Annotated in this window: 14 protein-coding genes; 5 read left to right on the forward strand and 9 right to left on the reverse strand. The window is 70.0% G+C overall.

The genetic code is table 11. The annotated features are described in order from the left end of the window. Window positions 1-328: 328 nt before the first annotated feature. From ACWC0C_RS30845 to ACWC0C_RS30860, 4 genes are all read left to right on the forward strand, one after another. On the forward strand, window positions 329-1,102 hold the full coding sequence (locus ACWC0C_RS30845; protein ID WP_449195757.1) for an isoprenyl transferase: 774 nt from the start codon (window positions 329-331) through the stop codon (window positions 1,100-1,102). A gap of 351 nt (window positions 1,103-1,453) precedes the next feature. Then, window positions 1,454-2,779, forward strand: coding sequence for a PhoH family protein (locus ACWC0C_RS30850; RefSeq protein ID WP_449195756.1), 1,326 nt, complete (start codon window positions 1,454-1,456; stop codon window positions 2,777-2,779). A gap of 399 nt (window positions 2,780-3,178) precedes the next feature. Continuing rightward, entirely contained in the window at window positions 3,179-3,880 is a 702-nt protein-coding gene (locus tag ACWC0C_RS30855; RefSeq protein WP_449195755.1) for an aggregation-promoting factor C-terminal-like domain-containing protein, read from the forward strand. Between the two features lie 163 nt (window positions 3,881-4,043). After that, window positions 4,044-5,354: an AI-2E family transporter gene (locus ACWC0C_RS30860; RefSeq protein ID WP_449195754.1), complete on the forward strand. Its 1,311-nt coding sequence runs from the start codon at window positions 4,044-4,046 to the stop codon at window positions 5,352-5,354. On the opposite strand, the gene ACWC0C_RS30865 is transcribed toward ACWC0C_RS30860, so the two are convergent. The 4 genes from ACWC0C_RS30865 to ACWC0C_RS30880 form a co-directional block, all read right to left on the reverse strand. Continuing rightward, a complete protein-coding gene (locus ACWC0C_RS30865; RefSeq protein ID WP_450867322.1) occupies window positions 5,310-5,780 on the reverse strand; it encodes a hypothetical protein in 471 nt (156 codons plus the stop codon). The two genes, ACWC0C_RS30860 and ACWC0C_RS30865, sit on opposite strands and share 45 nt — an antisense overlap. A gap of 108 nt (window positions 5,781-5,888) precedes the next feature. Next, window positions 5,889-6,431 carry a hypothetical protein gene (locus tag ACWC0C_RS30870; RefSeq protein ID WP_450867324.1) on the reverse strand — a complete coding sequence of 181 codons (543 nt, stop codon included), beginning with the start codon at window positions 6,429-6,431 and terminating at the stop codon, window positions 5,889-5,891. A 330-nt stretch (window positions 6,432-6,761) separates the two neighbouring features. Beyond that, entirely contained in the window at window positions 6,762-7,304 is a 543-nt protein-coding gene (locus ACWC0C_RS30875) for an alkyl hydroperoxide reductase (RefSeq protein ID WP_450867326.1), read from the reverse strand. Window positions 7,305-7,307: 3 nt separating this feature from the next. Then, window positions 7,308-7,862: a peroxiredoxin gene (locus tag ACWC0C_RS30880; protein ID WP_351209104.1), complete on the reverse strand. Its 555-nt coding sequence runs from the start codon at window positions 7,860-7,862 to the stop codon at window positions 7,308-7,310. A gap of 139 nt (window positions 7,863-8,001) precedes the next feature. Between ACWC0C_RS30880 and ACWC0C_RS30885 the strand changes: the two genes are divergently transcribed. Continuing rightward, the gene (locus ACWC0C_RS30885; protein ID WP_450867352.1) at window positions 8,002-8,940 is read left to right on the forward strand and encodes a LysR substrate-binding domain-containing protein; all 939 of its coding nucleotides are present in this window, start codon (window positions 8,002-8,004) and stop codon (window positions 8,938-8,940) included. Between the two features lie 65 nt (window positions 8,941-9,005). Here ACWC0C_RS30885 and ACWC0C_RS30890 read toward each other — a convergent pair whose 3' ends face one another. From ACWC0C_RS30890 to ACWC0C_RS30910, 5 genes are all read right to left on the reverse strand, one after another. After that, the gene (locus ACWC0C_RS30890; RefSeq protein WP_450867328.1) at window positions 9,006-11,348 is read right to left on the reverse strand and encodes an ABC transporter permease; all 2,343 of its coding nucleotides are present in this window, start codon (window positions 11,346-11,348) and stop codon (window positions 9,006-9,008) included. After that, on the reverse strand, window positions 11,345-12,043 hold the full coding sequence (locus ACWC0C_RS30895) for an ABC transporter ATP-binding protein (RefSeq protein ID WP_449195748.1): 699 nt from the start codon (window positions 12,041-12,043) through the stop codon (window positions 11,345-11,347). Before ACWC0C_RS30895 ends, ACWC0C_RS30890 begins: the two co-directional genes overlap by 4 nt. Continuing rightward, window positions 12,040-12,564 (reverse strand): PadR family transcriptional regulator, encoded by a 525-nt coding sequence (locus tag ACWC0C_RS30900; protein ID WP_449195747.1) that lies wholly within the window; start codon window positions 12,562-12,564, stop codon window positions 12,040-12,042. Before ACWC0C_RS30900 ends, ACWC0C_RS30895 begins: the two co-directional genes overlap by 4 nt. 94 nt (window positions 12,565-12,658) lie before the next feature. Beyond that, entirely contained in the window at window positions 12,659-12,943 is a 285-nt protein-coding gene (locus tag ACWC0C_RS30905) for a hypothetical protein (RefSeq protein WP_450867330.1), read from the reverse strand. After that, entirely contained in the window at window positions 12,889-13,818 is a 930-nt protein-coding gene (locus ACWC0C_RS30910; RefSeq protein WP_450867331.1) for an SPFH domain-containing protein, read from the reverse strand. Before ACWC0C_RS30910 ends, ACWC0C_RS30905 begins: the two co-directional genes overlap by 55 nt. Between the last annotated feature and the right edge of the window lie 333 nt (window positions 13,819-14,151).

Below are 14,151 nucleotides of genomic sequence, written 5' to 3' on the forward strand. Positions count from 1 at the left end.
GAAACCCCCCCTCGGGCCGGTCCGTCTCCCCCCCACGGACCGGCCCGTTTTTCGTGCCGCCGACGGCAGGCCTTCCGAGGGGAACTCCGGGAACCACTCGGTACCGGCCCAGCGTCTCTACTCGGGGGCGCGGGGCCGTGCTCGACATGCGGCTCCGCCGCGTGGGCGCGACAAGCCCCCACACACCCGCACCAGACGGCGAAACCGCACGCCCCCGAACCCCAATGCCCAAACCCCGAGCCAGAACCAAGCCCCCGGCAGGGGTAGGCTCAACGGCTCGGGCACCCTTGCCGCACCGAACCCCCATGCCAAACCCCCGGAGGGCCACGTGAACCTGCGCGACACTCTGCGCAGCCTGCTCGTCAGGCTCTACGCACGCCGGGTGGAGGGCCACCTGGACCACGCTCAGGTGCCGAAGCACATCGGCGTCATCATGGACGGCAACCGCCGCTGGGCGAAGGCATCCGGCTCCACCACCGTCCACGGCCACCGGGCCGGTGCGGAGAAGATCGAGGAGTTCCTCGGCTGGTGCACCGAGACCGACGTCGAGGTCGTCACCCTGTGGCTGCTGTCCACGGACAACTTCGACCGGCCGCAGGACGAACTCGTCCCGTTGCTCGGCATCATCGAGGACGTCGTCCGTACGCTGGCCGGGGACGGCCGCTGGCGTGTGCACCACGTCGGCACGATGGACCTGCTGCCGGCCGGCATGCAGCGCACCCTGAAGGAGGCCGAGGAGGCCACCGCCCACATCGACGGGATAGTCGTCAATGTCGCGATCGGGTACGGCGGGCGGCAGGAGATCGCCGACGCCGTGCGCTCCATGCTGCTCGACGCCCACGACAAGGGCGTGGCGATGGAGGACCTCGCCGAGTCCGTCGACATCGACATGATCGGCCGTCATCTCTACACCGGCGACCAGCCCGACCCGGACCTCGTCATCCGCACCAGCGGCGAGCAGCGGCTGTCCGGATTCATGCTGTGGCAGACCGCGCACTCCGAGTACTACTTCTGCGAGGTCTTCTGGCCGGCCTTCCGCAAGGTCGACTTCCTGCGCGCCCTGCGCGACTACGCCGCACGTCACCGCCGTTACGGCGGCTGAGACACCGCGAACGCCCCGCCGGCCGCGACGCCGGCGGGGCTTCGGCATCCCCGGATTCGGGCGGACTTAACGAGGAGTTCACCGGGGCGCAGGTGGCCGCTTTTGCATGGCAGTGCATGTTCGAGGGCATAAGCCAAACAGGTCGACACCCGAACCACGGGTGTCGGATCTCAGCGGGCGGCACGGGGCCGTCCGCCCGGGAGGCCCGTTGCACCAGCCCGACCGTGCCGTCACTGCACGGAAGCAGACGCGGAGGGCCGGTTCTCGGCTCGCGCACGTGCATCGCGGCCGTCGACCGGTCCAGCTCTCTCTCGTCGCTCCCCGACCTCATCCGAGGGGGTACGTCCTTCCGTGGTGACCAGCACAAAGCGCCACAAGCCAGACCGGCGCACCTATGTTCTCGACACCAGCGTCCTGCTGGCCGACCCGAACGCCCTGACCCGCTTCGACGAGCACGAGGTCGTGCTCCCCATCGTGGTGGTCACGGAACTGGAGGCCAAGCGGCACCATCCGGAGCTCGGCTACTTCGCCCGCCAGGCCCTGCGCCTGCTGGACGACTACCGGGTGAAGAACGGTCGCCTCGACGCCCCCATCCCGATCGGGGAACTCGGCGGGACCGTCCGTGTCGAGCTGAACCACTCGGACCCCAGCGTGCTGCCCACCGGCTACCGCCTGGGGGACAACGACTCCCGCATCCTCGCGGTGGCCCGCAACCTGCAGGCCGAGGGGTACGACGTCACCGTCGTGTCGAAGGATCTGCCCCTGCGGATCAAGGCGTCGTCGGTCGGGCTGCTCGCCGAGGAGTACCGAGCCGAACTCGCCATCACGGAGAACTCCGGCTGGACCGGAATGTCCGAACTGACGCTCTCCGGCGAGCAGGTGGACATCCTCTTCGAGGAAGGGCATCTGTACGTCCCCGACGCCGCCGAGCTGCCCGTGCACACCGGGCTGACCATCCACTCCGAGCGCGGCAAGGCGCTCGGCCGGATCACCGCCGAGGGCAATGTCCGCCTGGTGCGCGGCGACCGGGAGGCGTTCGGCATCAAGGGGCGCAGCGCCGAGCAGCGCATCGCGCTCGACCTGCTGCTCGACCCGGAGATCGGGATCGTCTCGATGGGCGGCCGGGCCGGCACCGGCAAGTCGGCGCTGGCGCTGTGCGCGGGCCTGGAGGCGGTCCTGGAGCGCCGCCAGCACCAGAAGGTGATGGTCTTCCGGCCGTTGTACGCGGTGGGCGGGCAGGAACTGGGCTATCTGCCGGGCACCGAGGCGGAGAAGATGAGCCCGTGGGCGCAGGCCGTCTTCGACACGCTGTCGGCGGTCACCAGCCGCGAGGTCATCGAGGAGGTCACCGCGCGCGGGATGCTGGAGGTGCTGCCGCTCACCCACATCCGTGGCCGTTCGCTGCACGACGCGTTCGTGATCGTGGACGAGGCGCAGTCGCTGGAACGGAATGTACTTCTCACCGTTCTGTCCCGAATCGGCGCAAATTCACGGGTGGTTCTCACCCATGACGTGGCACAGCGGGACAATCTCCGCGTCGGTCGCTACGACGGTGTGGTCGCCGTCGTGGAGAAGCTGAAGGGGCACCCGCTCTTCGCGCATGTCACGCTGACCCGGTCCGAGAGGTCCCAGATTGCGGCGCTTGTGACCGAAATGCTGGAGGACGGTCACATCTGACCCAGTCCGCACAGCAGTTGGCGCCGTCCGGCAAAGGCAAGAGCCTAGCCGGGCGGCGCCTTGGCATGTGGAGCTTTCCTGAAATCCCCGGGGTCAAACGGCATGTGACGTTTCCCACGCAACACAGAATTGCCACCCGGCGTCCGGTTACGGCAGAGTCTCGTTCCTGTCAGGCCCCGCATACGACACAGCTGTACCCCCAGCGGTACGGCGCCACAGAAGCACCACCAACTCCATAGAGTTCGTCGTATGCCGCCCGAGCACCACGCGGCGCTCCCCGATGCGGGAGTTGCCCACCGGGCCCGCGCCTCCCGTGACCCCGCAGTTGGGAGGCCAGTGCCAGGGGCACGATTGCGTCCGCCAGGGTCACCGAAGCGGGCGATGCTGGAAGGAAACCGTGTGAGCCGGATTTCGGTCCGGGGATTCGCAGTGGCCTCGGCCACCGCGGTCACCGCCGTCGGAAGCGTCGTCGGAGTTGCCTCGGGCAGCGTCGCGCAGAACAACAACGACGCCGAGGCGACGGCTGCCGACACCACGCTCCTCGCGGACATACCCGCGGGCCAGCAGGCCCAGGTGCAGTCCGCGTCCCTGACGCAGCAGGCCGACTCCCAGGCCATCGCCGCGGACGCGAGTGCCAAGAAGGACGCCGAGGAGGCCGCCCGCAAGGCAGCCGCCGACACCGCCATCGCGAAGAAGGCGGCGGCCGAGAAGGCGGCGAAGGAGGCCAAGGAGCGCGCAGAGGCGAAGACCCAGGCCGCCAGCCGTGACAGCTCCCGCGACTCCAGCGACTTCCCGGTCCAGAGCAGCTACAGCGTCGCGCAGATCCAGGCGATGGCGCGTCAGATGGTGGCCGGCGACCAGTTCCAGTGCTTCAGCAACATCGTGAACAACGAGTCGAGCTGGAACTACCAGGCGGTCAACGCCTCCTCCGGTGCCTACGGTCTCTTCCAGGCCCTGCCCGCCGGTAAGTACTCCTCCGCGGGCGCCGACTGGCGGACCAACCCGGCGACCCAGATCAAGTGGGGCCTCAACTACATGAACGAGCGGTACCACAGCCCCTGCGGCGCCTGGTCGTTCTGGCAGGCCAACCACTGGTACTAGGCCGCCCGCCGGTCCCGTAGGGGATCCGCCCGGCCCGCTCAACCTCGCGCAGCCCCTCCCCGTCCTTAGGGGAGGGGCTTTCGCCCTGTACGGTCGTACCCGGATGCCTCCAGGGGGAGGAGAGGTGGCGAGCACGCGGGGACGCGGGGGAAGAGGACGGATCATGTCGCGAGTGCCAGGGTGGCTCGGCAAGGTCGGTGCAGGTCTCACCGAGATGAGCGAGCGCCTGGACGAGCGCCGTGCGGAGGTGGAGCGCGAGCAGGACCCCGGCCCCTCGGACACCCCGCCGTCACCCGCCGCCCCGGCCCGCGCCGCCGACGCCCCCGACGCCGCCGCACCTCCCGCCAGTGCGCGCCCCGACCCCGTCGAGGCCGTCCCCTGGGGCGTACGCGTCGCTGCCGAGGCCGGCTGGCGGCTGCTGGTCCTCGCCGGCACCGTCTGGGTGCTGATGCGGGTCATCAGCGCGGTCCAGCTGGTGGTCTTCGCCTTCGTCATCGCCCTGCTCGTCACCGCGCTGCTGCAGCCGACGGTCGCCCGGCTCACCCGCCGCGGGGTGCCGCGCGGCCTGGCCACCGCGCTCACCGCGATCAGCGGGTTCGTCGTCATAGGGCTGATGGGCTGGTTCGTGACCTGGCAGGTCATGGAGAACATCGACACGCTCTCCACCCAGATCCAGTCCGGCATCGACGACCTGCGCGACTGGCTGCTGAAGAGCCCCTTCCACGTCACCGACAAGCAGATCAACCAGATCGCCAAGAACCTCCGCGAGGCGATCGGCGCCAACGCCGACCAGATAACGTCCGCGGGCCTGGAGGGCGTTCAGGTCATCATCGAGACCCTCACCAGCATCCTGCTGGTGTTCTTCTCGACGCTGTTCCTGCTCTACGACGGCAAGCGCATCTGGGAGTGGTTCCTGAAGCTGGTGCCCGCCGCGGCCCGCCCCGCCATCGCCGGTGCCGGCCCGCGCGCCTGGCGCACGCTGACGGCGTACGTGCGCGGCACGGTCCTGGTCGCCCTGATCGACGCGACCTTCATCGGCATCGGCATCTACTTCCTGGACGTGCCGATGGCGGTGCCGCTGGCCGTCTTCATCTTCCTGTTCTCGTTCATCCCGCTCGTCGGCGCGGTCGCCTCCGGCGCGCTCGCGGTGATCGTGGCACTGGTCACCCAGGGCGTCTTCACGGCCGTCATGACCCTGCTGGTCGTCCTCGCCGTCCAGCAGATCGAGGGTCATGTGCTCCAGCCGTTCATCCTCGGCCGCGCGGTCCGCGTCCACCCGCTCGCCGTCGTCCTCACCGTGGCGGCCGGCGGCATGGTGGCGGGCATCGGCGGCGCGGTGGTGGCCGTACCGCTGGTGGCGGTGACGAACACGGTGGTGGGGTACCTGCGCGTGTACTCCCAGGAAGTGGCCGCGAACCGGAGCGGGCCGTCAGCCGTAGAGGACGACCAGGGAAGCGAGCAGCAGCGCGGCTGAGGCCGCGAGCGCCGGGATCCGGTAGCGGCTCCACGCGGCGAGCGCGAACGAGCATGACCAGGCCCCGCCCGCCAGGGCGACAGCCCACCAGCCGGCCGCCGTGTCCGCGGCCGCGAGGGGGATCGGCGCCAGCACGAGCGTCGGCGGGATGACGGCGAGCCGCGGCCTGATGCCCAGCCGCTTGTAGACGACGAGCAGCACGATCAGCGAGACGGTGAAGATGAGGGGCAGCGCCGTCAGGTTCCATCCGGTGAAGCAGAGGGTCTCGGTCGTCCGGCAGATCCGGTCGCTGCGATGCCCGGCCCAGGAGAGGTAGGCCCGGGCGCCGGTGGCCGCCACCGCTCCGGTGACGGCCGCGCCCAGCACGCGCGGCAGCACGGGCCGTGGCTCTGTGCGGGGCTCGGGTTCGGTGCGGGGGGTGGTCATGCCGCCAGCCTTTCTCCGCCCCGGGCGGGAACGGCCCTGAGAGGCAACACCGCGGGACCCCACGCGCGAGATGCGTGGGGTCCCGGTTCACGGTTCGTGCAGCACCCGCTAGTTGCAGTTCGTGCTGTCCGTAACGTTGTTGACGAGGAGCGGGGCCGAGCTGGACGTGGTGGAGCTCATCAACGACGTGACCGTGCCGCAGCCGCCGTGGTTGCGGTAGACGGGTCCCGCGTACTGGGAGTAGACGCCCGCGTCACTCGCGCAGCCCTCCGCGGTGTAGTTCGAGCAGAGCTTGATCTTCATCCACTTCGCGCCGGACGCGTTGTTGTCGAGGATGGCGCACGTGGGGGCGTCGTTGCTCGCGGGGTTGTTCCCCTTCACATAGACGAAGAGAGTCGCGAAGCGCCGGGCGTCGGGCAGCTGATCCGCCTTGTAGAGGGCGTAGCCCGTGCCGCAGACGGTCGCGCCTGCCGCGGCAGCGGTGGGATGGGCCGCCGCGATCGCCTTCGTGTGCTGGTCGGCCTTGACCGAGATGCTGGGAACCGGCTGGTCGGCGGCGGCGACCTGAGGAGCGGTCACGCCGAGGACGCCCAGGCCGGCTGCGGCTGCGGCAAGCACGGCTCGTGCCGAGACATGGCTTCGTATGGACATGGGGATCCCCCCTGAAAAGCATTCAAGCAGCCGCCGGCCTCACGCGGTTCGGCGGCTGAAATGTGGTCCCCCGGAGCCAATCAGATCGCCTCGGCGACTGTCGATCAGCTATTCGACAATGAAGCGGAGAGTTGGATTCCGTTGTGACTCTATGCGTGTGGATCTTCCTCGCGCGAGGGGGAGAACCGGGCAATTGTTCGACCTCTTGGTCACTCGCGGTCTCCGGCCTCGAGAGGTCGAGTGGTACATACCACATCGATGGGAGGACGCCGGAACAGGCGACGGCCCCCGCCCACCAGGTGGGCAGGGGCCGTGACGCGCCGGGTCGGATTACTCGGCCGGCTCGGCCAGCACCGCTTCCGCATCCAGCGTGACGCCGACCGCCTGGATCACCGAGGCGATCTTGAACGCCTCCTGGATCACCTCGCGCTCCACACCGGCCTTGCGCAGCACCTGCTCGTGCGAGTCCAGGCACATCCCGCAGCCGTTGATCGCGGAGACCGCGAACGACCACAGCTCGAAGTCGACCTTCTCCACGCCCGGGTTGCCGATGACGTTCATCCGCAGGCCCGCGCGCAGGGTGCCGTACTCGTGGTCCGACAGCAGGTGGCGCGTCCGGTAGAAGACGTTGTTCATCGCCATCACCGCGGCGGCGGCCTTCGCGGCCGTGTACGCCTCCGGCGACAGGTTCGCCTTCGCCTCCGGCTCCAGCTCACGCAGCACGATCGGGGAACGGGAGGCGATGGCGGTCGCCAGCACCGTGCCCCACAGCTGCTGCGCGGGCAGGTCGGAGTTGCCGATGACCGAGCCCAGGTTGAGCTTGAGGTCCTTGGCGTAGTCCGGGACGCGGGACTTCAGCGAGTCGAGCGACATGGGTCACTCACCAGCCAGCAGCGCGACCGGGTCCAGGGTGTTCTCGCCCTTGTTCCAGTTGCACGGGCACAGCTCGTCGGTCTGCAGGGCGTCCAGGACCCGCAGGACCTCCTTGGGGTTACGGCCCACGGAACCGGCGGTGACCATCGTGAACTGGATCTCGCGGTTGGGGTCGACGATGAAGACGGCGCGCTGCGCGAAGCCGTCCTCGCCCTCGATGCCCAGGTCGCGCATCAGCTCGTGCTTGGAGTCCGCCATCATCGGGAACGGCAGGTCGGTCAGGTCCGGGTGGTCCTTGCGCCAGGCGTGGTGGACGAACTCGGAGTCACCGGAGAAGCCGAGGATCTGGGCGTCGCGGTCGGCGAACTCGTCGTTCAGCTTGCCGAACGCGGCGATCTCGGTCGGGCACACGAAGGTGAAGTCCTTGGGCCACGCGAAAACGACCAGCCACTTGCCCTCGTAGGACTTGTGGTGGATCTGCTCGAACTCCTTGCCCTTCTCCAGCGAGACGCAGGCGGTCAGTTCGAACTCGGGGAACTTGTCACCGACAGTGAGCACACGCTCTCCTTGCAGCGAGGAGAGACCCCTTTTGAGGGTCTTTCCCTTGGGTTGGACGTCGCCGATGTTGGCACAGGGTGGATTGATTAGTGAAATAGCTACACTCGGTCATGTTGATCGGAGGTAGTTATCAGTGACCATGAGTAACGGCAAGCGGAGGCAGCCGAGCCTCGCCCAGCTGCGCGCCTTCGCCGCCGTGGCCGAGCACCTGCACTTCCGGGACGCGGCGGCCGCCATCGGGATGAGCCAGCCCGCCCTGTCGGGTGCCGTCTCGGCGCTGGAGGAGACCCTCGGGGTGACCCTCCTCGAGCGTACGACGCGCAAGGTGCTGCTCTCGCCCGCCGGTGAGCGGCTCGCGGTGCGGGCGAAGGCGGTGCTGGACGCGGTCGGGGCGCTGCTGGAGGAGGCCGAGGCGGTCCGGGCGCCGTTCACGGGCGTCCTGCGCCTCGGGGTGATCCCGACGGTCGCGCCGTATCTGCTGCCGACCGTGCTGCGGCTCGTCCACGAGCGCTACCCGCACCTCGACCTCCAGGTGCACGAGGAGCAGACCGCCAGCCTGATCGACGGCCTCAACTCCGGCCGCCTCGACCTGCTGTTGCTGGCGGTCCCGCTCGGCGTGCCCGGCATCGTCGAACTCCCGCTGTTCGACGAGGACTTCGTGCTCGTCACCCCGCTCGACCACTGGCTCGGCGGCCGCGAGGGCATCCCGCGCGAGGCCCTGAAGGAGCTGAACCTGCTGCTCCTGGACGAGGGCCACTGCCTGCGCGACCAGGCGCTCGACATCTGCCGGGAGGCGGGACGCGAGGATGCGCCGGTCACGACGACAGCGGCCGGGCTCTCGACGCTGGTTCAGTTGGTAGCCGGCGGCCTCGGCTGCACGCTGCTGCCCCGTACGGCCCTGAAGCTGGAGACCACCCGCAGCAGCCACCTCCTCACCGGCTACTTCGCCGACCCGGCCCCGAGCCGCCGCGTCGCCTTCGCCATGCGGGCGGGAGCGGCGCGCTCCGCGGAGTACGAGGAGCTGGCCTCGGCTCTGCGCGGTGCGCTGGGCGCGCTGCCCGTGCGGGTCCTCGACTAACCGGCCACGCGGCGGTAGCCGCATATCAGACACAGCCCCCGCGCCCCCAGTGGCGGCTGCGCCGCCTACTCCGTGCGCAGGCCCTCCGGCCGCATCATCCGCAGCAGCGGCGGCAGGCTCAGCAGCGTGACCGTGAGGACGACCGCCGCGCCGGCACCGGTCATCGACAGCATGCTCGGCCAGTCCACGCCCACCGTCGCGCCCACCATCTTCAGCAGCACCGCGCCCAGCGTCAGTCCGACGGCCGAGGCGAGCAGCAGGCCGAGGGTGATGGGGATCGCCGTCTGCCACAGCACCGACAGGCCCAGCGTGCGCCGCCGGGTGCCGAAGGCGACCAGCGACGACAGCAGCTTGCGCCGCTCGCGCAACTGTTCCAACTGGGACACCAGCAGGCTCGCGCCGATCAGCGCCAGCACACAGACGGCGCCGGCGAACGTACCGGTGCGGATGGAGGTGAACTGCTTCGAGCGCTCGGAGGACGACCACACCATCGCGTCCGCCAGCGGGTCGATCCGCGCCGCGGTGTTGCGGACGTATTCGTGCGCGTCCGGCAGCGACTCGTCCAGCGCGAGGTACACCGATCCGGTCAGCGTGGCGCTCATCCGGTGGGACACGGCGGCCGGGGTCATCAGCACACCGCTCTCCTTGAAGCCGGCCGGACCGATGAGCGCGCGGCCCCGCTTCAGGTCGCCGGGCACGGTCCACACGACGTCCGGGCCGTTGCCCGCGCCGTCGCTCGCATTGAGATGGAGGGTGCGGCCGGGCCGGGCGAGCTTCGCCACGTCGGCGTCCCGGTCTGCGCCGGTCACCGCGAAGACGTCGCCGTCGCGGCAGCTCGGCAGGTCGGCCATCTCCCGCAGCGTGGCACAGGTACCCACGGTGAGACCGACGGTGTTTGCCGGCCCCTTGTCGGAGCTCCAGCGCCCGTCGCCCAGCTCGGTGCTGCCCAGCGAGGTGGCCTTCCGTACGCCCTTGGTCGCGGCGAACTGCCGGGCGGCCGGGAGGAAGGGCAGCCCCCGTGACAGGTTGACCTGCATCTGCACCCGGTCGGTGTTCTGCGCGGTGTACTTGGTGTAGTCGTCCTGGACCCCCGCGAACAGCATCTGCAGCGCGATCGCCCCGGCCACCGCGACCGCGATGCCGTTGACCAGGCGGGCCGCCGAACCGCTGCTCAACTGCAGCCGTCGTACGGCCAGTTGCCAGGACAGCCCGCCGCTTCCGAGCCGGGCCACGACCGCCTCGACGACCCATGGCAGCAGCGCGGTGACACCGACGAGCAGCAGCAGGACGCCGCCGATCACCAGGTACTCGTTGAAGGTGCCGTTGTTACGGCCCTGTCCCATCATCGGCGCGAGGCAGGCAAGGCCGCCCAGCGGCAGCAGCAGCCGCCACCACAGCCGGCGGCGGGTGGGCTTGGCCGTACGGACCACGCCCAGCGGCTCGATGACCACCCCGCGCAGCGCGAACAGGGTGACCAGGACCGCCGCCGCCGGGACGGCGAGAGCGACCAGGGCGGCCAGCGTGGGGGAGGGATCGAGATAGCTGGGGAAGACGCTGATGCCCATGATCTCGACCGAGCCCGCGAGCTGCCGGCCGAGCAGGAAGAAGACGGTGCCGAAGACCAGCCCGAGCAGCGAGCCCGCGAGTGCCTCGCCGGCCGCGATCCGCCGGGTCATCCGGCTGTCGGAGCCCACCAGCCGCAGCGCGGCCAGCCTGCGGTCGCGCCGCTCGCCGCCGAACCGTACGGCGGTGGCGATGAACACGGCGACCGGCATCAGCAGCACCACGAAGACGACCAGCACCAGCAGGATCAGTACCGGGTCGGCCTTGTCCACCGGTGAGGCCTTCGGCGGACCGAAGTGGTCGATCCGGGCCGTGCGCCAGCCGTTGATGCGCGGGGCGAGGTTCTTCGCCCCGGCGTAGTAGGCGAGTTCGTGCGAGCCGATGAGTCCGGGCTCGGCGATCGTCCCGGCGATCCGGTACGGCAGCCGCTCGCGCAGCAGCTTGCCGTCCGCCGAGCCGAGGAGGTCCTTCAGTGCGGGGGAGACGACCATCTCGCCGGGCGCCGGGTACTTCGTGAGGCCCGGTGCGATCGGTGCGCGCGGGCCCTCGGGCTCCACCAGCCGGCCGCGTACGTCGCTGCCGCGGAAGGTGCTGTCGGTGTCGGAGATCACCAGGGTGTTCGCGGCCTTCGGCCGGTTCGGGCCGAAGGTGTAGTCCAGGCGGTCCTGGTTGCGCTGGTCCCGTACCGCCAGCGCGGTCGGGATCGCGGTCGTCAGCAGCAGCAGCGCGACGCCGAGACCGACGCCGACCGCCGTCAGCAGCATCCGGATCCAGCCCTCGCGCCCGCCGGTGAAGGCGAACCGGACGCCCATGCCCAGGTCCCGGCCCCATTGGCGGGTGTTCATATGGCGCGCTCCATGTCCCGGGACTTTCCGTCGCGTACGACGATCTCGCGGTCGGAGTAGGCGGCCACCCGGGCCTCGTGCGTGACCAGGACGACGGCGGCGTTGGTGGTGCGGGCCGCGTCGGTCAGCAGCTCCATCACCCGCTCGCCGTTGAGGGAGTCGAGCGCGCCGGTCGGCTCGTCGGCGAACACCACCCGGGGCCCGGTGACCAGCGCCCGCGCCACCGCGACGCGCTGCCCCTGGCCGCCGGAGATCTCGCCGGGCCGCTTGCCCTTGAGGTCGTCCACTTCCAGGCGTTCCATCCAGCCGAGCGCGGCCTTCTCGGCCTGCTTGCGGGGGGTGCCGTTCAGCCGCAGCGGGAGGGCCACGTTCTCGACGCAGGTCAACTCGGGTACCAGCTGGCCGAACTGGAAGACGAAGCCGAACTCGGACCGGCGCAGCGCGCTGCGTTCGGCGTCGCTCATACCGGCCAGTTCGCGGCCGTCGTAGGTGATGGACCCGGAGTCGGGCGGCACGATGCCGGCGAGGCAGTGCAGCAGCGTCGACTTGCCGGAGCCGGAGGGGCCCATCACGGCGACGACCTCGCCGGGGTGGATGGAGAACTCGGCGCCGTCGAGGGCGACCGTGGGGCCGTAGGCCTTGCGCAGGTTCTCGGCGGTGAGCAGGGAGCCGGGGGGAGGAGCGACGCCGGTCATGCGGCCACCGCCGCGCGGAGCTTGTCGAGGCGCGCGGCGGTCAGTTCCAGCCAGCGCAGGTCGGCCTCCAGGTGGAACAGCGCGTGGTCGCAGACCAGCTGGTCCGCGAGGTCGCCCTTGCGTTTGCGGTCGGTCAGGATCCGCATGCTGCGCAGGTGCTCGGAGCGCTGGCTGTCGAGGATGTCGGCCGCGTTCCGGTGGGTCAGCAGCGCGAGGACGACCTTGGTGTACAGGGTCGACTGGAGGTACTCCTCCGGCTTCTCCGGGGTCGCGAGCCAGCGCTCGACGTCGGTGATGCCGGCGTCGGTGATGGCGTACCGCTTGCGCTCGGGGCCGCCGCCGGCCTCGATCCCGTCGACCTCCACGAGCCCGTGCTTCAGCAGCCGGGACATCGTGGAGTAGACCTGGCCGTAGTGCAGTGGCCGGTCGTGACCGAACTTCTCGTCGAAGGCCCGCTTCAGGTCGTAGCCGTGCCGCGGGCCGGACTCCAGGAGTCCCAGAAGGGTGTGACCGATGGACATGGGAGGCACTCTACACACGGTGTATACGCCGCATGTATACACGGAGTGTGGGGATCATGGCCCGCTGTACGGTGGTGCAGGTGGGGGCCGATTGTCACGGTTCCGAAACAGGCGGACGGCCCCGCCGCGGCAGCGGTCCCGTGTCCTTCGGCAGCCGCCCCGCATCCGCCAGCGCCTTGCGCAGCAGGAACTCGATCTGCGCATTGGCCGACCGCAGCTCGTCCCCGGCCCATCGGGCGAGTGCCTCGTACACCGACGGGTCCAGCCGCAGCAGCACCTGCTTGCGCTGCTGCGGCCGTCGCTTCGGAGCCTCCGAGGGGTCCGTCACTGGTAGAGGGACCCGGTGTTGAGGACCGGCTGCGGGGCCCGGTCCCCGCACAGCACGACCATCAGGTTGGACACCATCGCCGCCTTCCGCTCCTCGTCCAGTTCCACGATGTCCGCCTCCGCGATCCGGCCGAGCGCCGCCTCGACCATGCCGACCGCGCCGTCCACGATCTGCCGCCGCGCGGCCACGACCGCACCAGCCTGCTGCCGCTGGAGCATCGCCGAGGCGATCTCGGGAGCGTACGCGAGATGCGTGAAGCGGGACTCGATGATCTCGACTCCGGCCGCCTCCACCCGCACTTGGAGCTCGACGGCCAGCTTCTCGGTGATCTCCTCGGCGTTGCCGCGCAGCGAGAGGCCGTCCTCGTCGTGGGCGTCGTAGGGGTACTCGATCGCGATGTGCCGCACGGCCGTCTCGGTCTGGGTGGCGACGAACTCGGCGAAGTCGTCCACCTCGAAGGTGGCCTGCGCGGTGTCCTGGACCTTCCAGACCACGACCGCGGCCAGCTCGATCGGGTTGCCGTAGGCGTCGTTGACCTTCAGGACGGCGGTCTCGTGGTTGCGCACCCGGGTGGAGATCCGGGTCCGCGAGGTGAAGGGGTTCACCCAGCGCAGGCCGTCCTGCCGGATCGTGCCCCGGTAGCGCCCGAAGAGCTGGACGACCCGGGCCTCGCCGGGCGCCACCGTGTTCAGGCCGCGCATCGCGATGACGGCGGCGAGGAAGACGGCGATGCCGGGGACGATGAGCCCGGCCTTGGCCCCGGCGGCGGAGACGGTGGAGGCGGTGATGAACAGGGCGATGCCGGCGCCGAGTCCGAGCAGGCCGAGCAGCAGGGCGAGCCCGCCGCCGATGCTGTGCGCGGTGAACTCGCGCACTCGTGGCGCGGGCATCTCGGGTACGTCGAGTGCGGAGTCGTTGGCGGTCATGGTGATCCCCGTTCCGGTGGTGCCTATCGTTGGTCTAGCTAAGTGATATCACTTTTCCGGGCCGAAGCAACCCCACGCCCTCCACAGCCGTCGGTTCCCTTGGAGCAGGTGCTGATTGTCACGTCCGTAAAAGAACGGATCGGACGTCCTTTGTCATATAGCCGGGTGTTAGCTTTCGGAGCTGACCCCGAGACGGAAGCGGAGCGAAGGAACCCATGGGACGAGCGGAAGAGAGACGAGCGCGACAGCGCGGTGGCCGCCGCGCGGCGCCCAAGCGCCGCCGCTCCGTCTCCGAAGGCGGTGCCCCGCCCGCGGCCGAAGCCACCACGTCGC

Source organism: Streptomyces sp. NPDC001709 (assembly GCF_053596375.1).

Excerpts from the sequence above, each read along its gene's own strand:
- ACWC0C_RS30885 (WP_450867352.1), top strand. The coding sequence starts at position 8,002 with ATGAGTAACGGCAAGCGGAGGCAGCCGAGCCTCGCCCAGCTGCGCGCC.
- ACWC0C_RS30875 (WP_450867326.1), bottom strand. The coding sequence starts at position 7,304 with ATGTCGCTCGACTCGCTGAAGTCCCGCGTCCCGGACTACGCCAAGGAC.
- ACWC0C_RS30865 (WP_450867322.1), bottom strand. The coding sequence starts at position 5,780 with ATGACCACCCCCCGCACCGAACCCGAGCCCCGCACAGAGCCACGGCCC.
- ACWC0C_RS30895 (WP_449195748.1), bottom strand. The coding sequence starts at position 12,043 with ATGACCGGCGTCGCTCCTCCCCCCGGCTCCCTGCTCACCGCCGAGAAC.
- ACWC0C_RS30870 (WP_450867324.1), bottom strand. The coding sequence starts at position 6,431 with ATGTCCATACGAAGCCATGTCTCGGCACGAGCCGTGCTTGCCGCAGCC.
- ACWC0C_RS30900 (WP_449195747.1), bottom strand. The coding sequence starts at position 12,564 with ATGTCCATCGGTCACACCCTTCTGGGACTCCTGGAGTCCGGCCCGCGG.
- ACWC0C_RS30910 (WP_450867331.1), bottom strand. The coding sequence starts at position 13,818 with ATGACCGCCAACGACTCCGCACTCGACGTACCCGAGATGCCCGCGCCA.
- ACWC0C_RS30890 (WP_450867328.1), bottom strand. The coding sequence starts at position 11,348 with ATGAACACCCGCCAATGGGGCCGGGACCTGGGCATGGGCGTCCGGTTC.
- ACWC0C_RS30860 (WP_449195754.1), top strand. The coding sequence starts at position 4,044 with ATGTCGCGAGTGCCAGGGTGGCTCGGCAAGGTCGGTGCAGGTCTCACC.